Source organism: Zwartia panacis (assembly GCF_030410395.1).
Lineage (GTDB): Bacteria > Pseudomonadota > Gammaproteobacteria > Burkholderiales > Burkholderiaceae_B > Zwartia > Zwartia panacis.
Genome location: NZ_JAUHHF010000008.1, coordinates 102616 through 124355, shown reverse-complemented (window position 1 = coordinate 124355; position 21740 = coordinate 102616). Strand labels below are relative to the sequence as shown.

Annotated in this window: 24 protein-coding genes; 7 read left to right on the top strand and 17 right to left on the bottom strand. The window is 52.5% G+C overall.

From position 1 onward, the window contains the following. Positions 1-2: 2 nt before the first annotated feature. From QWY30_RS11715 to QWY30_RS11695, 5 genes are all read left to right on the top strand, one after another. Positions 3-950 carry an N-carbamoyl-D-amino-acid hydrolase gene (locus QWY30_RS11715; RefSeq protein WP_290241222.1) on the top strand — a complete coding sequence of 316 codons (948 nt, stop codon included), beginning with the start codon at positions 3-5 and terminating at the stop codon, positions 948-950. Between the two features lie 68 nt (positions 951-1018). Further along, positions 1019-1819: a transporter substrate-binding domain-containing protein gene (locus QWY30_RS11710; RefSeq protein WP_353958804.1), complete on the top strand. Its 801-nt coding sequence runs from the start codon at positions 1019-1021 to the stop codon at positions 1817-1819. A 48-nt stretch (positions 1820-1867) separates the two neighbouring features. Then, complete coding sequence (locus QWY30_RS11705) at positions 1868-2614, top strand: amino acid ABC transporter ATP-binding protein (protein WP_290241218.1); 747 nt, start codon at positions 1868-1870, stop codon at positions 2612-2614. Between the two features lie 19 nt (positions 2615-2633). Then, on the top strand, positions 2634-3311 hold the full coding sequence (locus QWY30_RS11700; RefSeq protein ID WP_290241216.1) for an amino acid ABC transporter permease: 678 nt from the start codon (positions 2634-2636) through the stop codon (positions 3309-3311). 8 nt (positions 3312-3319) lie between these two features. Beyond that, positions 3320-3997 (top strand): amino acid ABC transporter permease, encoded by a 678-nt coding sequence (locus QWY30_RS11695; RefSeq protein ID WP_290241215.1) that lies wholly within the window; start codon positions 3320-3322, stop codon positions 3995-3997. A 61-nt stretch (positions 3998-4058) separates the two neighbouring features. Here QWY30_RS11695 and QWY30_RS11690 read toward each other — a convergent pair whose 3' ends face one another. Both QWY30_RS11690 and QWY30_RS11685 read right to left on the bottom strand, forming a co-directional pair. Next, positions 4059-6293, bottom strand: coding sequence for a xanthine dehydrogenase family protein molybdopterin-binding subunit (locus QWY30_RS11690; protein WP_290241214.1), 2235 nt, complete (start codon positions 6291-6293; stop codon positions 4059-4061). A 35-nt stretch (positions 6294-6328) separates the two neighbouring features. Then, on the bottom strand, positions 6329-6790 hold the full coding sequence (locus QWY30_RS11685; protein ID WP_290241213.1) for a (2Fe-2S)-binding protein: 462 nt from the start codon (positions 6788-6790) through the stop codon (positions 6329-6331). 198 nt (positions 6791-6988) lie between these two features. Here QWY30_RS11685 and QWY30_RS11680 point away from each other — a divergent pair, with 198 nt between their 5' ends. Beyond that, positions 6989-7381, top strand: coding sequence for an AbrB/MazE/SpoVT family DNA-binding domain-containing protein (locus tag QWY30_RS11680; protein WP_290241212.1), 393 nt, complete (start codon positions 6989-6991; stop codon positions 7379-7381). Then, on the top strand, positions 7378-7878 hold the full coding sequence (locus QWY30_RS11675; RefSeq protein ID WP_290241209.1) for a hypothetical protein: 501 nt from the start codon (positions 7378-7380) through the stop codon (positions 7876-7878). The genes QWY30_RS11680 and QWY30_RS11675 overlap by 4 nt, the downstream gene beginning before the upstream one ends. 18 nt (positions 7879-7896) lie before the next feature. Here QWY30_RS11675 and QWY30_RS11670 read toward each other — a convergent pair whose 3' ends face one another. From QWY30_RS11670 to QWY30_RS11600, 15 genes are all read right to left on the bottom strand, one after another. Beyond that, positions 7897-8058, bottom strand: coding sequence for a hypothetical protein (locus QWY30_RS11670; protein WP_290241207.1), 162 nt, complete (start codon positions 8056-8058; stop codon positions 7897-7899). Then, entirely contained in the window at positions 8051-8449 is a 399-nt protein-coding gene (locus QWY30_RS11665) for an ATPase (protein ID WP_353958803.1), read from the bottom strand. The genes QWY30_RS11670 and QWY30_RS11665 overlap by 8 nt, the downstream gene beginning before the upstream one ends. A gap of 362 nt (positions 8450-8811) precedes the next feature. Further along, positions 8812-9117, bottom strand: a complete 306-nt coding sequence (locus QWY30_RS11660; RefSeq protein ID WP_290241205.1) for a hypothetical protein — start codon at positions 9115-9117, stop codon at positions 8812-8814. A 552-nt stretch (positions 9118-9669) separates the two neighbouring features. Next, positions 9670-10110 carry a hypothetical protein gene (locus tag QWY30_RS11655; RefSeq protein WP_290241203.1) on the bottom strand — a complete coding sequence of 147 codons (441 nt, stop codon included), beginning with the start codon at positions 10108-10110 and terminating at the stop codon, positions 9670-9672. Between the two features lie 371 nt (positions 10111-10481). Next, complete coding sequence (locus QWY30_RS11650; RefSeq protein WP_290241201.1) at positions 10482-11327, bottom strand: MTAP family purine nucleoside phosphorylase; 846 nt, start codon at positions 11325-11327, stop codon at positions 10482-10484. A 12-nt stretch (positions 11328-11339) separates the two neighbouring features. Next, complete coding sequence (locus QWY30_RS11645) at positions 11340-12311, bottom strand: hypothetical protein (protein ID WP_290241198.1); 972 nt, start codon at positions 12309-12311, stop codon at positions 11340-11342. Between the two features lie 16 nt (positions 12312-12327). Next, positions 12328-13158 (bottom strand): phosphonate ABC transporter ATP-binding protein, encoded by an 831-nt coding sequence (locus tag QWY30_RS11640; protein ID WP_290241196.1) that lies wholly within the window; start codon positions 13156-13158, stop codon positions 12328-12330. Positions 13159-13169: 11 nt separating this feature from the next. Beyond that, positions 13170-14078 carry a phosphonate ABC transporter, permease protein PhnE gene (gene phnE / locus QWY30_RS11635; protein WP_290241193.1) on the bottom strand — a complete coding sequence of 303 codons (909 nt, stop codon included), beginning with the start codon at positions 14076-14078 and terminating at the stop codon, positions 13170-13172. A gap of 46 nt (positions 14079-14124) precedes the next feature. Next, entirely contained in the window at positions 14125-15063 is a 939-nt protein-coding gene (locus QWY30_RS11630) for a phosphate/phosphite/phosphonate ABC transporter substrate-binding protein (protein WP_290241192.1), read from the bottom strand. 25 nt (positions 15064-15088) lie between these two features. After that, positions 15089-16180 carry an FAD-dependent oxidoreductase gene (locus QWY30_RS11625; RefSeq protein WP_290241189.1) on the bottom strand — a complete coding sequence of 364 codons (1092 nt, stop codon included), beginning with the start codon at positions 16178-16180 and terminating at the stop codon, positions 15089-15091. Beyond that, positions 16177-16836 carry a TIGR04282 family arsenosugar biosynthesis glycosyltransferase gene (locus tag QWY30_RS11620; RefSeq protein ID WP_290241187.1) on the bottom strand — a complete coding sequence of 220 codons (660 nt, stop codon included), beginning with the start codon at positions 16834-16836 and terminating at the stop codon, positions 16177-16179. The genes QWY30_RS11625 and QWY30_RS11620 overlap by 4 nt, the downstream gene beginning before the upstream one ends. Next, the gene (locus QWY30_RS11615; protein WP_290241186.1) at positions 16833-17516 is read right to left on the bottom strand and encodes a TIGR04283 family arsenosugar biosynthesis glycosyltransferase; all 684 of its coding nucleotides are present in this window, start codon (positions 17514-17516) and stop codon (positions 16833-16835) included. Before QWY30_RS11615 ends, QWY30_RS11620 begins: the two co-directional genes overlap by 4 nt. 34 nt (positions 17517-17550) lie before the next feature. Beyond that, positions 17551-19764 (bottom strand): dihydrolipoyl dehydrogenase family protein, encoded by a 2214-nt coding sequence (locus QWY30_RS11610; RefSeq protein WP_290241183.1) that lies wholly within the window; start codon positions 19762-19764, stop codon positions 17551-17553. Next, positions 19757-20785: an arsenosugar biosynthesis radical SAM (seleno)protein ArsS gene (arsS, locus tag QWY30_RS11605; protein ID WP_290241182.1), complete on the bottom strand. Its 1029-nt coding sequence runs from the start codon at positions 20783-20785 to the stop codon at positions 19757-19759. The genes QWY30_RS11610 and arsS overlap by 8 nt, the downstream gene beginning before the upstream one ends. A gap of 137 nt (positions 20786-20922) precedes the next feature. Then, the gene (locus tag QWY30_RS11600; protein WP_290241180.1) at positions 20923-21663 is read right to left on the bottom strand and encodes a DUF3047 domain-containing protein; all 741 of its coding nucleotides are present in this window, start codon (positions 21661-21663) and stop codon (positions 20923-20925) included. Positions 21664-21740: the final 77 nt, after the last annotated feature.

The window sequence follows — 21740 nt, the reverse complement described above, 5'->3', positions numbered from 1 at the left end:
TCATGAGCAAACGTCCCTTCGGGTTGGCTGTGGCGCAACTGGGGCCCATTCAACCACAAGACACTCGTCAGCAGGCGGTTGCCCGATTGCTGGAGATGATGAAAGAGGCCGCAGGTCGCGGCGCGAAAATGGTAGTTTTTCCAGAACTTGCGCTGACGACATTTTTTCCGCGCTACTGGATGAGCGAAGAAGAAGCGATCGAGCGTTATTTTGAAAAAACGATGCCAAGTGCGGATACGCAAATATTGTTTGATACAGCTAAAAAACTCAGTATCGGTTTTTATCTCGGCTACGCTGAAGTTTCCAAAGAAGGCAAACGCTTTAACACCTCAATCCTGGTGAATCAACAGGCGGAAATTGTCGGTCGTTATCGAAAAATCCACTTGCCTGGTCACAGCGACAACAAATCGCACGCACCATTCCAGCATCTTGAGAAAAAATATTTCGAGGTCGGTAACGAAGGTTTCAACGTTTGGGAAACCATGGATTCGCGCATCGGGATGCTGTTGTGCAACGATCGTCGCTGGGGCGAAGCATGGCGAGTACTGGCTCTGCAAAACGCTGAAATCGTTGCGGTCGGCTATAACACGCCATCGCAAAACATTCATTGGAACGAACCACCACATCTAAGAATGTTTCACCATCTGTTGTCTCTTCAGGCCGCTGCTTATCAAAACTGTGTATGGGTGGCTGCGGCTGGCAAGGCAGGCAAAGAAGATGGATTCCACCTGTTCGCCGGATCCGCTATTGTGGCGCCTACCGGAGAAATTGTTGCCCAGGCGCAAGGCGAAGATGACGAGGTGATTTTCTGTCAAGCCGATCTTGCGCTCGGCGATACATTCAAGCAGCACATCTTTAATTTTGCCGCCCATCGTCGTCCTGAACATTACACGCTCATCACAGAGCGTGTCGGCCCAGGTTCTGCGTTGGGTAAACCTCCACTGCTCTAAAAGGACTGATGATGACTAGTTTTTCTTCTTTGTCGAAGCGCGCAGTACGTTTTGGACTTGTTATCGCAATGAGCGCAACCTGCGCCTCGGCGGCATGGGCGAACAAGCCCCTGGCGACAGGAGTGGACGCAACTTTCGCGCCACATGCGATGCCCAAGCTCGGGGGGGGTATTGATGGTTTTAACGTCGAACTGGGTCAGGCTCTTGCCAAACAGCTGGGTACGAAAATCACAATCGAAGGTACTGAGTTTTCGGCGCTCATCCCTGGCTTGAATGCAAAGAAATATGATTTTGTCCTGGCGCCCACGACAGTCACTGAGGCACGCGCCAAAGCCCTGCTTTTTTCCGAGGGCTATCTCAATACAGACTTTGCTTTTGTCCAGGCAAAGAAAACTCCTGACATGAAGTCCCTTGAGGACTTGAAAGGGAAAACAATCGCCGTGAATAAAGGTTCGGCTTACGAGAACTGGGCAAAAGATAATGCCGCTAAATACGGTTTTAAATATGATGTCTATGCTACCAATGCAGATGCTCTCCAGGCAGTCCAGTCTGGACGCGCCTATGCAAATATGGCCGGCAACACGGTTGCCGCCTGGTCTGCCAAGCAGAACCCTGCAGTGAAGATGACCTATGTACTGCCGACAGGATTGGTGTGGGCACTTGCGTTCCGCTTGGATGACAAAGAGGGCCGTGACCGCATTTCCAGTGCCCTCAAATGTCTGAAGCAAGACGGCACGGTTTCAAAGCTTGCGCAAAAGTGGTTTGGATTTACACCAGAGCCAGGTTCTGCAGCTGTCACCGTCACACCTGGTCAGGGTGTGCCGAATATGCCTGGCTACGATCCCACTCCCGTCAATCTGAAGTGTTAATCCATTTAGCGCTCACCATTCAGTAAAACTTGCCCGATTGGATAGCCCATGGAAAACCCGATCCTGAAAATCACAAGTCTCCACAAATCTTTTGGTGCGAATGAAGTACTCAAAGGCATCGATTTGAATGTCACAAAGGGGCAGCTTGTTTTCATGATCGGACCTTCCGGGTCGGGCAAGAGCACTCTTCTGCGATGCTGCAACAGGCTCGAGGAGCCAAGTTCAGGGTCCATTTTGGTGGATCAAGAAGACATCACTGCCGCCGGTGCCGATCTAAACCGCATCCGGCAGAATATCGGCATGGTGTTTCAGCATTTCAATTTATACCGACATATGTCCGTGTTGGATAACGTGACACTCGCCTTGCGCAAAGTTCAGAAGCTTTCCAAAGAGGAAGCGAATACGCGCGGACTCGATGCACTCAAACGTGTGGGTTTGCTGGAAAAGGCATCAGCCTTTCCGGACCAGTTGTCGGGTGGTCAGCAGCAACGTGTCGGGATCGCACGTTCGCTCGCGCTGCGTCCGAAGGTTGTCTTGTTTGACGAACCAACCAGTGCGCTTGACCCTGAACTTGTGGGCGATGTCCTCAAAGTGATGCGTGAACTCAAAGACGACGGTATGACGATGGTGGTGGTCAGCCATGAGATGGGTTTTGCCCGCGCCGCTGCGGATCATGTTGTATTCATGGATGCAGGAAAGATCGTCGAACAAGGAACGCCGCAACAAATATTTGGCGCACCGACACACGCCCGCACGCAGTCGTTTCTCGCTCGCATGAGCGAACACGCCGCTTGATCATGGGTGAGCGACGCACATGGATTTAAAAGCACTCGTCTTTTCGTTTTTCAACCTTGAGATTGCCTGGGAGTATCTCCCTGATATTCTCAAGGGCATGATGGTGACGATCGAACTCGGTTTCGTCGTCGCTATCACTGGACTCTTCGTAGGCATGGCGCTTTCGGTGCTTCGCGCGTTGCAAATCAAGCCATTGAATTTCTTCATTATTTGCTTTGCCGACATCATGCGTGCTTTGCCGCCGCTTGTCGTCATCATGATGTTGTTTTTCGCGTTTCCCTACATTCAGATTTCAATGTCGGCATTTACCGCCACGTGGCTCGCACTTTCACTTGTTTTGGCGGCTTTTGTCGAGGAAATTTGCTGGGCAGGAATCGTCTCGGTTCCGAAAGGTCAGTCAGAGGCAGCACGCTCAACAGGTCTGAGCTGGCTGCAAAGCATGCTCTATGTCGTATTGCCGCAAGCCGTTCGCTTAACGGTGGCACCCTTGACCAACCGTGTGATCGCCATCACGAAAAGCACAGCTCTGGGTTCGGTGGTCGGCCTGAGCGAGGTGTTAAACAACTCGCAATCCGCTATGAGTAACTCCGGTAATGCAACGCCTCTCATGCTAGGTGCGATTGGTTGTCTGGTGATCTTCATCCCGGTCGTTCTACTTGGACGCTGGACCGAAACTCGTTTTCGCTGGAAGCAATAGAGAGCGCTATGGACGAGATATTTAAAAGTTTTTTCAATATTCCGATTTACATAGAAGTCGCACCTTTTTTGCTAAAAGGCTTGCTCAATACGCTCTTGTTGTCGGCTCTGGTCATCCCCTTCGGTTTGGCATCGGGCTTGCTTGTCGGCGTACTGTCTATCACACTTAAAAAACGCTGGGCCCGCGCACTCTTGGCGATCTACATCGATGTGTTCAGAGCCTTGCCGCCGCTCGTACTGTTGATCTTTATTTATTACGGTACACCCTTTCTTGGCTGGGAGCTTCCCAAGCTGCTCGCGGTCGTGATCGGCTTTATGCTGAATAACTCATCCTATTATGGGGAGATTTTCAGGGCCGGTCTCGAAAGTGTTCCGAACGGTCAAATTGAAGCCGCGCGCTCGACAGGTTTGTCAGCGACCCAGACGTTGATTCATATACAGATTCCACAAGCAACGCGAAATGTCATGCCTGACCTCATCAGCAATACGATTGAGGTCATTAAGCTCACAACGCTTGCCAGTGCCGTGGCAATGCCTGAATTATTGCGCGTCGCACGCGATGCGCAGTCGTTGTTCTACAACCCATCTCCGATCGTTCTGGCTGCGATTTTCTACCTGGTCTTATTGTGGCCGCTGGTGAGGATCTTGAGTCGTTTCGAACATAAAAAAATGGGCGGCGGTCATTAGTCCAGGATAAAAAAACAGCCCTTCGAATGATTGAAGGGCTGTTTGAGTAACCAGAGAATCATTAAGCGACTTTCGATGCCTCACTCATCGCGACCTTGACGGAAGCGGGTGTGAACGGGATGGAACGCAAACGCACGCCGATCGCATCGAACACGGCATTTGCAATCGCAGCGGGTACGGTCGTTGGCGTTTGTTCTCCCGCACCCCAGACCGGTTGACCCGGACGGTCGATCAGTACTGTTTCTACTTTAGGTACGTCCGGGAAACGCAAGATCGGATAGCTTGCCCAGTCCACGCTTGTGACAGTACTGCCGTTCCATTTCACTTCTTCCATCAGCGTGCGACTGACAGTTTGAATGACGCCACCTTCAATCTGATTGATCACGCCATCCGGATTCACAATTTGACCGCAATCATGGGCGACGCATACGCGTGTCACTTTGATCTGGCCGGTCGTGCGATTGACTTCGACCTCTGCGACGGTGGCGACGTAGGTAATGGCATTGTTATAGCGAACATACGAGATGCCGCGCCCTTTTGCGATTTCTCCTTGCGCGCTTGCAGGATTGGGTCCCGGACGTGTTTGCCAGTTGGACGCTTTGAGTACCGCCTTGATCACATCCAAGGCGCGCGGATCAGAGAGATGTTTCATCCTGAATTCAGCCGGGTCTGCTTTCGCTGCAGCTGCGAGCTCGTCCATAAAGGACTCGTTGGCAAAGCTGTTTTCGATACGGCCGGGACTCCGCAAATGCGAGGCGCGGAATATTGACTGATCAATGTGCTTAGTCGTGACCTTGATATTTGGCAACACATAGGGTGCTGCCGAGTTTTGAAACAAGAATCCGACCCAATTACCGGGACGAGGATTGCCCGTGTCTGCTGAGGCGAGCAGCGGAAAGTCCAGCGGTTTGAAGGCTGCGATATGATTCAGCGCGATGTAAAAGTCGCTTTGCCATCCTGTCAGATTACCCTGCGCATCAAAGCTCGCTTCAAAATCCATGGTCCGTGGCGGGCTCTTGGGCGCCAGGGCGGTTTCATCTTGTCTCATCCACTGCACACGCACAGGCTTTCCGATCATTTGTGCAATCAGTGCCGCATCGGCAGTTGCATCCTCATGACCGTTGCGTCCGTAGCAACCAGAACCATCCAGATACACCAAACGAATCGATTCTTTTGGGAGTTTGGTGATATTCGCGATTTCTTCCTGCATGGAATGTGTCGCTTGCGAAGCCGACCAAAGCGTCATTTTCCCGTCACGGAAGTCCGCAACCGCACAGGAAGGTCCCGAGGAGGCGTGCGTCTGCACCGCAAAGTTGTAAGTCGCTTTGACGCGTTTCGCACCGGAGGACAATGCCGCATCGACATCGCCCACGTTTTGCGTGATGTCTGTCTTTGCAATGGGCAGCTGGCGCCAGTAATTAAATATTTGGTCGCGTGGTGGTAATTCCCGGCCAGCCGACCACGTGACTTTTACAGCGTTGGCGGCTTTCACTGCGCTCCACTCGTCTTTGCAAACCACCGCAAGGAAATTGTCTTTACGAACGGTCTGGACATAGCCTTTTATTTTTTTGGCTGCGGAGTCATCAACACTGACAACGGTTGCCCCGATATCCAGGGGTCGAATCACCCGGGCATGCAACATGCCGGGCAGACGGAAATCGTGTACGAAGGGATGTTCGCCAGAAACTTTATCTGGAATATCAACGCGCTGGACCGACTTGCCCACCACTGTATATTCGGTGTGGGGTTTAACTTTTGCTTTTGGATCAACCTTGATCTGGAAACCATCGCCAATCAATTCACCATAGGCGAGGGTTTGATTGGGTTTGGATGTCGCGGAGATCACGCCGTCTTTGATACTCAGCTCGGTCAGAGGTACTTTTAACTGCTCCGCAGCACGCGTGAGGAGTGCCTGACGGGCATTGGCCGCCGCGATCCGCAACTCGCTCCCGCCTTGAGACAAAGTAATGGCAGCACCGGTCAACCACTGGTCTGGTGTGGTCGCCGTATCGCCCATGACCATGTCGATACGCTCAAAAGGGACATAGAGCTCGTCCGCTGCAATTTGAGACAAGGCTGTTTTTGTACCGGTACCCAAATCAACCTTGCCAACAAAGACCGTAATTTTTCCGGTGCGGTCAATCGTCAGCCAAGAATCGAGCTGATCTTTTGCCACACTTTTCGGAGGCCTCAAACCATAGTCGGTCGATGCCTCAGCTATCTTCATTGAAAAGCTGACCACGAGCAGGCCAGCGCCACTTGCTTTCAGGAAATCGCGTCGTGTAAGTGCATTCATGAGTTCACCTGTGGAGATGTGTGTTGTGGTGGGGGTCAGGCAGTGGCGATATAGCGTTTAACCGCCGCCACAATCCGTTGGTGCGTCCCACAACGGCACAGGTTGCCAGCAAGTGCTTCAGTAATTTGTGCGTCTGTTGGATTTTTATTGTTGGCCAGAAAAGCGCTCGCAGTCATGATCATGCCATTGATGCAATAGCCGCATTGCACAGCCTGCTCGTCGATGAAAGCTTGTTGTAATTTGCCAGGCTTTTTCGAGCTGCCAAGGCCTTCGAGCGTCGTGACCCCTTTGCCTTGTACCACGGTAGTGGGGGTCACACAGGATCTGACCGCTTGGCCATCGACCACCACAGTGCAGGCACCGCACTGTCCGAGCCCACAGCCAAATTTTGGACCGTTCACCTCAAGGTGATCACGCAGCGCATAGAGAAGAGGGGTGTCATCTTCGACCTCTACTCGATGAGACTTGCCGTTGACGTTCAAGTTCACAATTGCCATTTTTGTCTCCAAGTTATTTTTATATATTTCGCGATCAGAATAGATCGTCGATATGACCAAATAAATGTAACTAAATAGTGTGTATTTGCAAAGCTGAATGAAGAGTTATTTAAACCTCAATGTCATTTTGGATAAAAAAGCAATTACATTACTTCAGAAAATAGTGATATTTCAGGCCATGATCAGGACTCGATCTCTATGAACGCCACATCTCCGCACCATCTTGACTACATCCCTACAGTTTCTGAGAAGGAGGCCGATCCTAGGGTAGCGGCGATCTTTTCAGATATCAAAACAACCTTGGGCGTGCCCTTTGTGAATTTGATTTGGAAACATCTGGCGACTATACCGGGTGGGCTCGAGCTCACATGGTCCTTGGCCAAGCCTCTTTATGCCAGCCAAGTTCTCAATGAGTCTGCTCGCACCTTACGTCAACAAACGACGCTTGTTGAATCAGTGACGCCTTGGCCTGCACCTGTGCGCCAGGCTCTAGGGCTGAGTCCTCTGGATAAAAGTGAAATTGTTTCGCTGATCGAAGATTACGGCCGCGCCAATTCTCGCGCACTGCTGATATTGAAATACTCGCTATGAGCTTGGCTGCTCAATCACAACAGCGCATCGAAGAAGTACCGCAGAGTGCGTATGCATCGACTGTGATTGATCCCTTAGCCCGACTGGATACAAATCATGACTCGACGATCAGGCCTGCTCGTCCGTTACCCGCCACGACCGAGTTGACTGCTGAGGTTGCGACTCTGATCAGAATATTAAATACCTTTGGTGCGCCGATACCGAGTCCAGCTGAACCTAGTTTGTACAGGCATCTATCGTATTGGCCATCTTTTCTTGCGGCATTTTGGTTGGTGGTCGAACCGCTTGAACGGCAGGGTTTGCTTGTCAGGGAAGCGATCGATATACAAGAGCGCGCCTCGAGCATGGTGAGCCAGTGGAAGCCTGTGGTTGACAGGCAAGAGACGATCGCTGCAGAGTCAGTCGAACGAATACTCAAAAGCCTGGACCACTTCACCTATGCAGTGATTGGCAGAATGATTGTGCTCGGGGATATGATGAAACGGATGATTGATTAGAGTGACCGAGCGATCAACTTAAGGTTTAGTGATCATCTCTTTAATGATTTTTCCGTCTTTCATGTAAATAAGAGGCGTCCGCGTTTCTTGTGAAACCTTGCGTGCTAATTTTCTCGCGCGTTTGAGAGCCTGAATAATAATCTTCACATGCTCTGGATAAATCGGTGCGCTTTTAGGCATTATTTTTTCCCTTCCAGTCAATAGGTATTGGTTCAGAATCTGTATTATCTAAGACCTGCCAATCATCTACTAGATCTTTGTAGATTGTATTGAAATTTTCTATCCCTGCGATGTATCTACGTTTAATGACATCAATGGGAATGTTGTGACCGCCCTGTTTGACTCTGTTTTTAACCCTCTCTATAGCGATGCTTGCAGAGCTCAGAGATAGAAAGATGAGCGATGTTTTGTAACCTGATATGCGCCATGATCTTATATGCCGTGCATATCCCAAGCCAGAGAGAGTGGTTTCAATGACGAAACTTTCTTTTGCCTTAACCAAGTGAGTAATATGATCGAGCATGACTCGACCTGCTGCAATGGCGGCGAGTTCTGGCTCAAAAGGGGACATTCCTGCTGCAATCAAATCGGCATTAACAAATGCTTGAAGCCTAATTCTTTACGCACAAACTCTCTGGCGAAAGTTGTTTTCCCTGCGCCATTTGGCCCCGCGAGAATAAGGATTTTTGGTGTGTCTGACAAGGACTTGAGATCAGAAGGCTGGTTGCGCAGCATTGCGCATGAATTTGCGTTGGTGCCCGGGGCCGGACACAAAAGCCGCATGGATACTGGCTTTGCGTTAATTTGGGGAAAATTTTTTGTTCCCCATGCAAAATTTCACTTCGGTGTCAGCAGGGCGCAACAGGGACAATCCGGAAAAGCAGGTTGGATTGATCTTGTATGCCCTTTTTTGACATGGTGTCGGTTTTGCCGTCACATCAGGGTCTGTTGACGTGGCCGGCCAGCGCGCGTTGGACGTTTTTTACGATGGGTTGTTACCCATTCTTCAATGTCGGTGCGTCGCCACCTTGGGTTGCTACGCTTGCCATCAGCGTCTAGCTGCAGGCGGATGGCTATTGGGAGGCCGGGTGCAAGCGCGATGGTTTCGCGAATGTACCTGGCGGGGTAACCGAGCATGGCACCCACGTCTTCGGCACTTAACAGTGCTTCGGGTGACATTCTCGCGGCAATCTGTCGCGCGAGTTCGGCGTAGTTGAGATCGGAGGCAGTCGTTGTCATTCGATTCATCTCTTTGCTACTAGCTGCTCAAAGTACCCGGGGCATGCTGGCAGCGAGTTGTGAAATTACAGCGAGCGAAGTGTGGGACAGGCCCTCACTTCGCTGATGCTTCGTTGTGCGGTCTTCTCCCGCTGTCTTCAGCCCGATTACGACGCCATCGGCTGATTACTGGCGCGGCTCTCATCCCTGAGTGCCGACCCCGTGCGCCAATCACCGTACAAAACCTCGCGCAAGAGGTCGGCGGTAAGCGCATGGATTTCACCTGTTTTGCTTCTACCCAGGTGCCGTGCAGGTAGTCACGCAATCGCATGCCACGAATGGCAGGGCGTGATATTCATCGATGGCTGGTTGTTAAAGATCGCAAAAGAATAGTAGCAAATGTTTTATTTGTGCGCAATAAATATTGCTATTGTTAGTAACAATTGCCACGAAAGGTCGGTGCGAATAAGATCAAACGCCACCCAGACGCGAGAAGGCGTTCATGACCATGTATTGATTTGCTTCGGGTTGGGAGGAAGTGCGAGAGTTTGCGCCTAACTAAGCAATTGCTACCTAGCTTTTGCTCTGATTGTCGTCATCGGCCAACAAAAGGCTGGCTGCCAGGACCGACAGCAGGGCTGGTGTTGCCCATGGCGGGACAGGCTCCTGAGGCTGCCGCAGCGCAAGTTCTACGATACGCTGAGCCGATTTCGGCGCGACGTGATAACGGCTAGCAATATCGGTAGGGCTTAATTCCGTGAGTGGCAGTGGAGCAAGGGGTGGGGGTTCGCTCCCACTGGCCTGTGAGAACCAGCCTTGCATCCCGGGGACGGCTTCGATGAGTCGCACGGTCTTATCCGACACGACCCGTGCTCCACTGAGCATTTGTCGAATGAAAGCCCCGTCTTTGAAGCCCAGACGGCGGCCAAAAGCGCTACGGTCGCCCTGCGTTAAGCGATCAATGGCCTTGACGAGTAGTTCTCGGCGTTGCGCCGCGAGGAGCTTTTCATCCATGACTGTAACAGTAGCACGTGCTACGTTCCAATGCGCGGTGATTTCGCAAAAATAATACCTGTTTTTGACGTATGAGACCCTTTCACAACGTACTGTAATGATCGCTGTGACTGGCATCCAGTGCCGTGTGCTACTAGACGAAATCGATTTTCGACTTGCGTTTGTATTCGCAACAAGGATTTGCCTTGAACCTCAGTGTGCCTGAAGCCCGCTGGTGCAGTGCTTTGTTCATGCTGGTTTATCAGATGGGCCCTCGACCCCAATAAAAGCAAGAATAGCTTTAGCCGGACCAGTGGCTTTGGGAAACGTATAACCGTAGTGATTATCTTATGCCTGCATGGTTCGACTTCAAAAATTCGATTATCTGAATTCTAGGATTTCAGCACGTTAAGCCACTGGCGCTGTTCGTCCGTGAGTGCTTGATCTGGAGAAAGCACTGCGTGTAACAGCGCATTTCGAATCTCAGGCTCTGGCTCGGGCAACTCCCCGGTCAGTAAGCTGTCAAGTACCGCCTGAGCTTTGCTGAGCGTTTTGCCATAGAGCTCAAAGATCCCAAGGGCATTGACATGTTGGGACTCATCTTCGAGCCAACAGTCATAATCAGTCACCATGCCAAGGGTGGCGTAGGCAACCTGCGCCTCCCGAGCTAAAAATACTTCAGGCACATTGGTCATGCCCACCAAGTCGCCGCCCATTTGCCTTAACCAGTGGCTCTCAGCCTGAGTACCTAGGCGTGGACCAGAGACGCATATGTAGGTGGCGCCACGTGCGATAGGTTGGTTGATTCGTGCGCCAGTGCCCACAACTGCGTCTACCAGATTGCCACTTACGGGCTTTGCCGTTGATACGTGTGCCGCCACGCCATTGCCAAAGAATGTACGTGATCGATCAGCCTTGGTCCAATCGATGTATTGCTCGCACATCACTAGATCACCCGGCTTGAATTCCATGCGCAGGCTACCCACCGCAGAGAATCCAAGCATCATGGTAGCGCCCGCCGCTTTGAGGGCAAACACGTTGGCGCGATAGTTAATTTCGTGGGGGAGCAAGCGGTGTCCGCCGCCGTGGCGAGCCAAAAAAAGCACTTGATGTTGCCCGATTCGGCCCATGAGGACATCACCCGAAGCTTCGCCAAATGGTGTGTGACCCGAGATCCGATTCGTAATGCTTAGGCCCGGCAGATCATAAAGTCCCGTGCCACCAACAATCGCCAACATGCTATTGCTCTCCTAGTGCCTAACAACCTGTGAAGGCCGATAGCCCGGCCCTTGCGTGATGCGTTTCCAGTATGAATGATGGGCGTGGCTGCCTGTAGGCCACATACTTAAAAACATATCCTGCCATTTGGCTTGATCGAAATCGATGGCCAGCAAATCCATGTGCAGACCATTAGTCTCGACGTGCGCCAAACTAGCTCGGCCGCCGTATGGATGCGCCGCAATTCGGGTGACGAGCCCTGCAGGGTTACCCTCAAAATTTGGCATGCCGGCAGATCCATTGTTGACGATCCAGCCTGATTGCTTGCTTTGCCCGATGGCCTGCATGACGGGCAGGCAAGTATGGGTCGAGGCAAATACATCGACCTGTGCCGCTGCAAACCAGTTGGCGACCGTATTTTGATGGTGGACATCTTGCAAGTGTTCCTGAGCAAAGCCCCAGCCAGCCAGCGACTGCGCATCACCATGAACGATGCCAACGCGCCGGTGTCCCACGGATGCGACTTGCCACATCTCTAGGCTCTGAAGCTCTTCCCGGATATTCTCAGTTAAACAGCTACGCAGGCGTTGCAAAATCAGGTTTGATCGTTCTACAACACCGTCTTCCACCCAGCTGGGGTAGGCGCAACCACAGCCGGCATCGCTATCGTCTGATGCTAATTCGGTCTCAACGTTGCCGCGTAAGGCAAGGTGTCTACGGACACCAGCTTCGATTTCACCAAATATTTCTGGCGCAGCATCAAACCAATGAAAGTCGCCGTTAAATATTAAGCGCTTATTGCCTGGCTCTGAGGCAAACATTGACTCGATGGCGTCAAGTGCAAACACATTCCCGTACAGTCCGCCGGCCACATACAAGACATCCAATTCGGTCAATTCGGGCATAGGTGTGCAGTTGAAAACAGACGGATCGTAGCGGTAGTGCAAAGGGCAGCTACGTCCCGGGGACTTATCTAGAAGTGATTCGGAAGCAATGGTGGTCATGAGGCTCATGTTCCTTTTAGATGGCTACAGCTAAGCAGGGCTTTGGTATAAGTAAGGCCGATGAATTGGGTATGGGAGCATTTGCAGATTGATACAGCTGTTGTAAGTGAGCTGGCATTAACTCGCTGGCTGACACGTCAAGCACGATTTTGCCGCTTGCCATGCCAATCACTCTGTCCGCGAGGCGTGGAATCAGGCTAGCATCATGCACCACGGTGATGAGTGTTGCATTTGCCTGAGCGAGTCGGTTCAAGTACTGGCAGACTTCGTCAGTAGCTGCGGGGTCAAGTGCGGCCGTTGGCTCGTCAGCCAAGATAAGTTTGGGTTGTTGTAGTGCCAGGCGGGCCAGCGCCACTTTCTGCCGTTCGCCACCTGAAAGCCGATCTGCACGAGTGTGCGCATGGTTCGCCAACCCAAGTGTTTGCAACTGCATCATGGCCTGTTCAACGATTGCAGGATGATGCCAGCGCAACCAGCTGCGCCAGATTGAAACCGCTTCCCGCCGAGCCAAGCAGCCAATCAACACATTGTCCAGGGCGCTTAGGCGCCCAACCAGATGCAGAGATTGCATAACTTGGCCTGTACGCGCTCGCAGTGCCCGCCATTGTCTCGCACGAAGGCAGTGCTTGTTGTTAAAGAAGTAGCCAAGCACGCAACCGCTGCCCTGCGTGGGCTGAACGAATCCTGTCAGTAGTTTTAGCAAGGTGCTTTTGCCTGCACCATTTGCTCCGACAATGACCACACGTTGTCCGCGTTGGATCGCCAAGTGCTCGATGTCAAGGGTCAGTTTGCCAGCCTGCTCAACTTTTACCCCTGTCAACTCGATGTCATTCGGAGTTGTCATCATAGTTCTGGTCCTTACAGCAAATGTTGACGAATTCGTCGTGACGCGGCATCGAATGCAGTCACAAGCACGACAACTACCAAGAGAATCGTTGCAAGTCGATCCCATTGAAACAGACTCGTCGCTTCGGATATCAAAAGCCCCAAGCCACCCGCGCCAATCAGTCCCAAAATGGTGGAGTCTCGGATGTTGAACTCCCAAATATATAGGTGGCTGCTGATAAACTGCGGCAGCACTGCCGGCAAAACCGCGTTGAAGAATACTTGCGAGGGTGTGGCGCCTGTTGCTCTCACTGAGTCTACGGCACCCATGTCGAGCGTCTCGATACTCTCAGCGTAAAACTTGCCATAAGTGCCCATGCTATGCAGCGCTATGGCGAGGATGCCAGCAGTAGGGCCCAACCCTACAATTCCCACAAGTATCAAGCCAAAGATTAAAGTGTGTACAGCACGGCTTGTGTCTAAAATGGCTCGAGCCAATAAAGCCAGCGGCTTTGGCGCGTTGAGATTTTTTGCAGCGACCAGCCCAAGCGGCAACCCTAGCAGTGCTGCCAGCATAGTGCCTAGCGTAGCGATCTGAAATGTAGTCCATGCACCTCGAGCCAAACCGGCCAGGAATTCAATCTCTCGCGCTTGTGCATTATCGGTTCGAAGTACCCGGCCATCGACGGCACGGTATTGCAAGTCCGTTGGCCCAAACCAAACATCCAAAAAACTCGGGTAAGAAAACTCGCCAAAGGTTTTGATGAGGTTGTCCCAAGGCTGACGTCCCATCGAAAGGTCACCTGACTGTGCCAAGGTGTATAGACAAACTGCACTAATGGCCAAGTAGGCAAGCACCATTAAACCTAGACGCCCACGATTGTCAGGCGTTTGGCTGGTTAAACTCAGCGGTGTTGATTCGATCGCTGGAGTGTGTTTCATAGCGTGAGTCAGTAAAGGTTTGAGCAGATGAAGGTCAGCCGCTCTGTTATGGATTCGGTTTAAGGGCACCGCTAACGAGACCGGCTTCGCGAATTGGCTCGTATCGTTGACGTTGTGAATCGATAAAGCCGGTGTAGTCAGGTGGCAACAGCCGTGGGTTGTCTGGTAGCTGCGACCCGATGTCAGCCAGCGCTGCTCGCAGTTGCATCACGAATGCGCTGTCTTCGTAGAGCTTTGCACTAACTGCAAACGCGTCATTGGGTAGAGGTGGCGATTGCCAAATGACCTTGCTGTCTTTAGCTGTGATTAGTCCTTGTGCAATCATGGCGTTGCGATTGCGATCATAGTCGGCACCTGCTGTAATCCGGCCGCTTGTGACTTGCATTTCGATAGCCTGGTGCTTGGTGTGCAGCACCCGCGCAAAATGTTTCTGTGGATCGACATTGTTTTGTAGAAAAAATGTCAGGGGAATCAGGTAGCCTGAGGTTGAACCTTTGTCCCCGAATGCAAACGTGGCTTGCCTTCCTGCTGGCCCAAGCAGGTCGTCAATGGTTTGAATGCCAGAGTCTGGGTGCGTGATGATGAGCCCATGGTATTCGGGCTTGCCCCGGTAGAGAATAGTTGAAACAACTTGGGCTCCCGCATATTGGTCGGCCAGTACATAGCCCCAAGGGCCCATGAGTGCCATGTCTGTCTCGCCATTGGCCAGGCTTTTGGCCAAGCCTTCCCAACTATCGACGGTTCGCAGCCTAACAGGTCGACCTAAGCGCTCGGCCAGATAATCGGCCAATGGACGGTATGTGGCATCGTTTGTCTGGCGATCGGGCTGGTACATGCCAACCCCAAATTCAAGGGATACCTGATTGATTGCTTCATTGGCTGCGGCACTGCTGTGTGACCAGCTTAATGCCATCACGCTTACGACTCCCATCGCTACGATGGTTGCCGTATGTTTGAGCGTTTTGACTGTTAGTCTCGTGATCATGAATTTTTCCAAGTTGCTTTGCGCTTCAGCACACAAATCTGTGAATAAAGCGTCGGTCAATACGGTCTTTCCATCCCATCGCCCACTGTGCTTGCCAGCCCAACGGGCCCCAGGACGCGATTGCCTTACCGTTGGCCGTATTGAGCAAGGCCAGTGCTGGCCCTGTATGCTTGAATACAGACAGTGGTTGATTGCTAGCGGCTGACCTTAGATTGGCCGCAAGGGTCGTGCCCATGCGTACGGCGTAGACTCCGGCCTTGGGAATAGGGTGGGGCAAAGAGGCGCAATCACCCACAGCAAAAACATTTTTGTGGGAAATGGACTGTAGGCATGCATTGACCGTAATGAACCCCGTTTGATCAACCTTCAGGTTGCCTCGGGTGGCACGATCGATTTGCCAAGCGTGTGGCTCAGCGCCAGTTGCCCAGATGATGAGGTCACTGCTTTGGGCAATTGTTTCACACCAAGCAGTGCCTAACTGTAGTGTGACATCAGCTTGCTTCAAAACGTCGAAGGCCAGGCGTCGGGCTCGCGAGCTAAAGCCTGGCAGGATGCTCATGCCTCGACTAACGAGTTGGGCGTGCACAGGTGTATCTGGTCGCATCTGTTGCAAACGGTGCTTGATGCACAACAGGCTTTCTACGCTGGCAGCGCCACCGCCAACCGATGTTAATCGTAGTGGGGTCGTAGCTCTGGACTCTTGCCACTGCTTAAGCCACCGTTCGTATCGTTGTTTCAGACTCGACAATGGACGCATTGCCAGCATCGGCGTTTGGCTTGGCGGTGGTCGCAGTGTCGAGCCGACATTGATTGATAGCCAGTCATAGGACAGCATTTGCCCATCAGATAGCGCTAACTGCTGGCTATCGGGGTTCAAGCTAACAAGCTCGGCCCGTAAAAGCTTGGCGCCAGCCCGTTCGCATAGACCGATGAAGTCGACCAGTGTCTGTTCAAAGGAATATTGCCCCGCGAGCCAGCCGGGAACCATGCCAGAGTAGGGTGCTTGAGATTCTGGTGAGACGAGCGTCAGCTCCACACCAGACAGAGGCTGTTTATGCAAGGCGTCTAGCACAAGAGCATGGGCATGGCCTGCGCCGATGAGAACTAACCGTTTCATTTGGTAAACGTCTCCGGCAATAAGGCGAGGTCAGCTGGCTCGTCGATGTCAGCCATGTGAGCGTATTCGTGCCAGGTTTTTCCTAATCGCTTTAGCTGTCTGCGCGTCTCATCCATCAAACGCTTTGTGCTCCAGGGCATGTTTTCAAACAAGCTGGGTATGCATTGATTTAAGCCAATCAGGGTGTAACCTCCATCGCGTGCTGGCACAAGCACCGCATCGTGTGCCTCGAGGTCTCGTGCTGCTTGCTCAAGGTGGTTGGCCGTCAGGCTAGGAGCATCTGTGCCAATCATGATGGCCAAATCGACATTCTCGAACACGCGGCCAAATGCACGTTGCATGCGCGCGCCCAAGTCGCCTTCGCCTTGGGACGTCACATAAAACCCGATTCCATGGCCGCTGACTGTTTTGTTAGTTATTTTGATTTTCGGGTGTTTTGTAAAAACGGGGTCATTAACATCAGGCGTGACGCAAAGCTCGTGGTGACTAAATCCCTTGGCTTGGCTGGCGACTTCAATGGTGTGTTCAAGCAGTTGCTCGGCCAGCCTTGCTGCGCCATCGGCACCAAGAGCGGGAATCAGGCGCGTTTTTGCCAAACCAGGCTGAGGTGATTTGGCCATGATGATGAGTCCAATGCGACGGCTAGCAGTCATCATCGATACGCCTTGGCGAGTTGCTCAGCGCTTGTCCCGCGCCAGTAGTGCCAGCGCAGTTGCCACATCAATATGATGGTCTTGAATGCGCCGTTCTTATCCCAGCGGCGTCCTGAGGTGATCACTGGCCCCTGCAGGCAGGTGGGGCCTGCAAGCTTTCGAAGCGATTTGGACAGTTCAATGTCTTCCATGAGCGGCTGATCAGAAAATCCACCAATGGACTCAAACACATCGTGCCGAACAAATATGGCTTGGTCGCCTGTGGCAATGCCGGTTACGCGTGAGCGCCAATTCATCGTGCACGCTACCATACCAAGCATGAACGACTGGCCTGTGATCTGCACATTAAACCGACCCCAGACAACATGTTTGGCCATCGCTGAACTCAGTTCTTTAGCGGCTTGACTCGAGAGCTCGGTGTCTGCGTGCAAAAATAGTAAATAGTCACCGTTCGCGATAGCCGCACCAGTGTTCATCTGCCTTGCGCGACCGCGCTGATCTTGTGGCATTTGAATCACGCGGTCAGCTAGTGGTGCAGCCAAAGTAACCGTCTCATCTGTGCTGGCGCCGTCAACCACCACCAGCTCTTTGGCTAGGTCAAGCGCGCCCGCCGACCGCAGGGTGCGTTCGATCGTCTCTGCTTCGTTAAGCGTGGGTATGATGATCGATAGCGTGTTAGCCATGGCAGGTTTTCTGGGTGTTTGCTAGGTGTTGTTCTTAAGCTGACTTCTCGGCCAGAGGTGGTGAGGTCTCACCACCGCGGTTATACCGATGAAACTTCTCCAGTAGCGCCAGTATCTTTTGTGGGGCATGAGCCCGTTTCCATTGGCCAGCGGCGTATTTGTTGGCCTCAGCGAGCGTCGGGTAAGTGTGTACCGTGCCTAGGATTTTGTTTAAACCCAAGCCATGGCGCATGGCCAACACATACTCGGCAAGTAGATCGCCGGCATGCTCGCCAACAATTGTTACGCCCAAAATCTTGTCTTTGCCTGGCACCGTCAAGACTTTGACAAACCCTTTGGTGCTGCCGTCGGCAATCGCACGGTCAAGCTCTTCAAGATCGAAGCGTGTGACTTCATAGGCGATTCCCTGATCTTTGGCCTCAGCCTCGGACAGCCCGACGCGGGCAACCTCGGGGTCGGTAAATGTGGTCCATGGAATCACCGAGTAGTCAGCTTTAAAGGTCTTGAACTGACCAAAGAGCGCATTGACTGCCGCATACCAAGCCTGATGAGCTGCGGTGTGGGTCAGCTGGAATGGACCAGCCACATCACCGACTGCAAAAATGTTGGGATAAAGGGTTTGCAAGTAGGCGTTGGTTTGAACGGTCTTGCGCGCGGTCAGCGGTATCCCGAGTTCTTCCAGACCATAGCCCGTCACGCGAGGGCTGCGGCCAACGGCCACCAGAATCTCGTCAAAGGCAATGCTGCGTTCGGTCGCATCGTCGCCTTTGCCTTCTTTGACAATCAGCGTCTTTTGGCCATCTTGAATCTCAATGCGCAGGGCCTCGTGACCCACCAGCACATGAACGCCATCGTCAGTCAAAGACGCTTGTACGAGTGCGCTGGCATCAGGGTCCTCGCGACTCATCAAGCGTGGTGCCATTTCCACTTGCGTTACTGTGCTGCCAACTCTGGCAAAGCTCTGCGCCAGTTCGCACCCAATCGGCCCACCACCAAGCACCACCAAGCGTGGTGGCAATTCGTTCAGGTTCCAGACCGTATCGCTTGTGAGGTAGCCTGCTTGTTCAAGACCAGCAATGGGCGGCACAAACGGTCGTGCGCCTGCGGCAATCACGATATTGCGCGTTGAAAGTGTTTGTGTGCTGCCATCAGCTAGCGTAATTTGAACATGCCAGGGCGAGGTGATCACTGCGTGCCCTTGCAGGACTTCGACACCCAAGCCGGTATATCGTTCGACCGAGTCGTGGGGTTCAACACCGGCAATCACCTGGTGCACGCGTTGCATGACTTTGGCGAAGTTGGCTTTGCCCGAGACAGCTTCGAAACCGAATTGATCGGCCTCTTTGAGCTGCTTGGCCAGTTTGGCTGACCGAATCAGCGCTTTGCTTGGAACACAGCCATAATTTAGGCAGTCACCGCCCATTTTGTGGCCTTCAATGAGCGTGACTTTGGCTTTGACCGCAGCTGCGATGTAGGCTGTGACAAGGCCACCGGCGCCGGCACCAATTACCACAAGGTTGCGGTCAAACCGTTTGGGCTTGGGCCAGTTGGCATAGAGTTTTTTACGCTTTAAAAAGCCGACCACGAATTTGGCGATCAGTGGAAAAACGCCAAACAGAACCAGGCTTGCTAACATGCCCGGCGAGACTACATCACCAAGCGACTGAATCAATGCCAACTGAGTGCCCGCCAGCACGAAGACAGCAGTGCCTGGTAGCATCCCGACTTGGCTGGTGAGGTAGTACCGAGCAGCCGTCATGGGCGTTAATCCCATCACCAGGTTGACCAGCCAGAAGGGAAACACGGGCACGAGCCTGAGTGTTAACAGATAAAACACGCCATCACGCTTGACACCCTCGTTAATCGGCGCCAGTGTTCGAGTAAATCTGGCTTGCATTGTGTCGTGCAATAGATAACGTGCCACCAGGAAAGCCAATAACGCGCCGATGCTTGAGGCAAATGACACCACGAGCAATCCTAGCCAAAAGCCAAATAGGGCGCCAGCGGCTAGTGTTAGTATTGCCGCGCCTGGAATTGAGACGGCAGCCGCCAGCACATACCCCACAAAAAATACGCCTAAGGTCAGGCCAGGCTGACTGGCATAAAGACCAAGCAATTGGTCACGACTACTCTTGAGCGTCTCGAGCGTTAAAAGGTTGCCAACGTCAAACGCTTGGTATGCCCAGACCACCGCAATGGCAGCAACTATAACTAGAAGCCAACGCTGCCAGGATGTTTTTTTAAGCATGAGTTGCTCCATTTGCATGAAACTCGATCACGGATTCAGTCGCCACAGGCTTGGCTTGCTCGTCTAGAGCACCGCCGCAGCTGCTGCCTTGGCCAGCCGTGCAGCCGTAGCAGTGATCGCCAACTCGGATTGAGTTGTTGAAGTGCTCACGGGCCAGTAGATCGCGTAAATGAGGGCGTGCGCTCAATTCACTCGCTGCTGGTAGTTGCAACATCTGATTGAAGTCACAGTCATATAGGTATCCCTGATAGTCCACACTGACAAGCGTGCGACACATGACCGTATCAAGGTTGTCTGGCCGATAAGCGTCTTTGAGCAGTTGCATGTAGTCTTCGAATAAGCCTTGGCCTAACAACACAGCACCAAACCGCTGGATTGGCATGTTGGTGATCGTAAAAAGCCTGGTGAACTCGATGTCAAAGTGGGCCCTGAGCTCGCGTTTGTAGTCAGCTTCTAGTGCTACTTGCGGCGGTGGCAGGCTGGCGCCAAGCGGGTTGTAGACTAGGTTTAGCTCAAGCCCGGTGCCCTTGATGCCATAACCCAAGCGGTTAAGTGCTTGCAGGCCAGCGATGCTGCGGTCAAACACGCCTTGGCCACGTTGCTTGTCGACATTGGCAGGTGAGTAGCAGGGCATGGATGCTGTGATCTGCACTTGATTGTCAGCCAGAAACTCGGCCAGTCCTTCATATCCAGGCTCAGAGAGGAGGGTGAGATTGCAACGGTCCATGACCGTTGTCCCAAGCGCACGGGCTGCAGCAACCAGTGATTTAAAGTGCGGGTTCATTTCGGGCGCCCCACCGGTTAGGTCGAGCAACTGCACCTGATGTTTTTTAACAGCCTGCAGCACAAGCTCGATGGTTTCACCATCCATGAGCTCGGTTCGTTTCGGCCCGGCATTCACATGGCAATGCTGGCAGGACTGATTGCACAGATACCCCAGATTAACTTGGAGCGTCTGCAGGCTCTGACGGGATAGTGCTGGAAAATCTGTTTTAAGCAGCAACGGCAGGGTGGATTTCATGGGCTTCCTTTGCGGATGTCTGTATCACTATTCGTCGGATTTGCTTAGATGGTTACAAGCGCTGAGTCGGGTCCTGAGTCGAGTCCTGGATCCGGTCCTTTGCATTTCAAAAAACCGGAACGCTTCGTCTTGCCCGTTTATTGGCATTGTGCCGAGCTCGCAGCAAACGCGACATCAGAGAATTCGGTAACGACAGCCTCACCTGTATTGTCGGTGTCGGCTGCTAATGCGATCTGTACGGGTGTGGCCGCTGAGGTAAATAGTCGTTGAATGTCTTGCGCCACATCGCGGCTTTGTTGGACCCATTGACCTGCCTTGGCATTGCCCGACTGCGTGACCACCATGGTGACTCGATCGGTGTAGGCATTGGGCATCTCGGTGCCCAAGGGCTGTCGGTTATCCCAAACGTAGTTAATGGCACCGTCAGGGATTTGGTCTCCCCAGATGGAACGCGCCAAGCCAAGCTGCAGGCGCAGACCAAGGCTTTGCTCGGCCTTAGGAATAGCCACGCTTAAGTAAAGTCTTGCCGAGTAGTCATCGCCAAATCGTTCGGTCATGTTGGCTTTATCCAGTGTTCGGTTAACACGCCAGCGCCAGCACAGTACCGGTGTTTGAGTGAGATCAACCGCAACGGCCGTGGCCATCATTGACATGCTCGCATTGGATTCGATGCGCAGCAGCTGCTTACCACCCGCGGATTGAAATTCAAAGGTATTGGGGCGAATGTCTTTGCCCAGCGTTACTTCTTGCCAGTGATTGGGTGACAAAGGTATAGGTTGGATCACGCTGCCTTGTGCCAAAGCAGCGTGATTGGCGATTGGCAGGCTGCTGACCAAGGCAAGGCACACCACCAAGTGTCTCTGTCGTAAGCTTCCCATTTAAACAATTCCCATGTTAGGTTTCATCTTGTCCTATTCGAGCGCAAGCGGAAATGGGTTACAGTGCAGGACTGTAA

Bases quoted from the DNA above. Each gene is read 5' to 3' on its own strand.
- QWY30_RS11665 (WP_353958803.1), bottom strand. From the start codon at position 8,449: ATGTCCCCTTTTGAGCCAGAACTCGCCGCCATTGCAGCAGGTCGAGTC.
- QWY30_RS11655 (WP_290241203.1), bottom strand. From the start codon at position 10,110: ATGGATGAAAAGCTCCTCGCGGCGCAACGCCGAGAACTACTCGTCAAG.
- QWY30_RS11680 (WP_290241212.1), top strand. From the start codon at position 6,989: ATGAACGCCACATCTCCGCACCATCTTGACTACATCCCTACAGTTTCT.
- QWY30_RS11695 (WP_290241215.1), top strand. From the start codon at position 3,320: ATGGACGAGATATTTAAAAGTTTTTTCAATATTCCGATTTACATAGAA.
- QWY30_RS11620 (WP_290241187.1), bottom strand. From the start codon at position 16,836: ATGATGACTGCTAGCCGTCGCATTGGACTCATCATCATGGCCAAATCA.
- QWY30_RS11670 (WP_290241207.1), bottom strand. From the start codon at position 8,058: ATGCCTAAAAGCGCACCGATTTATCCAGAGCATGTGAAGATTATTATT.
- QWY30_RS11630 (WP_290241192.1), bottom strand. From the start codon at position 15,063: ATGATCACGAGACTAACAGTCAAAACGCTCAAACATACGGCAACCATC.
- QWY30_RS11645 (WP_290241198.1), bottom strand. From the start codon at position 12,311: ATGACCACCATTGCTTCCGAATCACTTCTAGATAAGTCCCCGGGACGT.
- QWY30_RS11710 (WP_353958804.1), top strand. From the start codon at position 1,019: ATGAGCGCAACCTGCGCCTCGGCGGCATGGGCGAACAAGCCCCTGGCG.
- QWY30_RS11675 (WP_290241209.1), top strand. From the start codon at position 7,378: ATGAGCTTGGCTGCTCAATCACAACAGCGCATCGAAGAAGTACCGCAG.
- QWY30_RS11685 (WP_290241213.1), bottom strand. From the start codon at position 6,790: ATGGCAATTGTGAACTTGAACGTCAACGGCAAGTCTCATCGAGTAGAG.
- QWY30_RS11625 (WP_290241189.1), bottom strand. From the start codon at position 16,180: ATGAAACGGTTAGTTCTCATCGGCGCAGGCCATGCCCATGCTCTTGTG.
- QWY30_RS11615 (WP_290241186.1), bottom strand. From the start codon at position 17,516: ATGGCTAACACGCTATCGATCATCATACCCACGCTTAACGAAGCAGAG.
- QWY30_RS11600 (WP_290241180.1), bottom strand. From the start codon at position 21,663: ATGGGAAGCTTACGACAGAGACACTTGGTGGTGTGCCTTGCCTTGGTC.
- QWY30_RS11700 (WP_290241216.1), top strand. From the start codon at position 2,634: ATGGATTTAAAAGCACTCGTCTTTTCGTTTTTCAACCTTGAGATTGCC.
- QWY30_RS11715 (WP_290241222.1), top strand. From the start codon at position 3: ATGAGCAAACGTCCCTTCGGGTTGGCTGTGGCGCAACTGGGGCCCATT.
- QWY30_RS11660 (WP_290241205.1), bottom strand. From the start codon at position 9,117: ATGACAACGACTGCCTCCGATCTCAACTACGCCGAACTCGCGCGACAG.
- QWY30_RS11690 (WP_290241214.1), bottom strand. From the start codon at position 6,293: ATGAATGCACTTACACGACGCGATTTCCTGAAAGCAAGTGGCGCTGGC.
- QWY30_RS11650 (WP_290241201.1), bottom strand. From the start codon at position 11,327: ATGTTGGCGATTGTTGGTGGCACGGGACTTTATGATCTGCCGGGCCTA.
- QWY30_RS11640 (WP_290241196.1), bottom strand. From the start codon at position 13,158: ATGATGACAACTCCGAATGACATCGAGTTGACAGGGGTAAAAGTTGAG.
- QWY30_RS11610 (WP_290241183.1), bottom strand. From the start codon at position 19,764: ATGCTTAAAAAAACATCCTGGCAGCGTTGGCTTCTAGTTATAGTTGCT.
- arsS (WP_290241182.1), bottom strand. From the start codon at position 20,785: ATGAAATCCACCCTGCCGTTGCTGCTTAAAACAGATTTTCCAGCACTA.
- QWY30_RS11705 (WP_290241218.1), top strand. From the start codon at position 1,868: ATGGAAAACCCGATCCTGAAAATCACAAGTCTCCACAAATCTTTTGGT.
- phnE (WP_290241193.1), bottom strand. From the start codon at position 14,078: ATGAAACACACTCCAGCGATCGAATCAACACCGCTGAGTTTAACCAGC.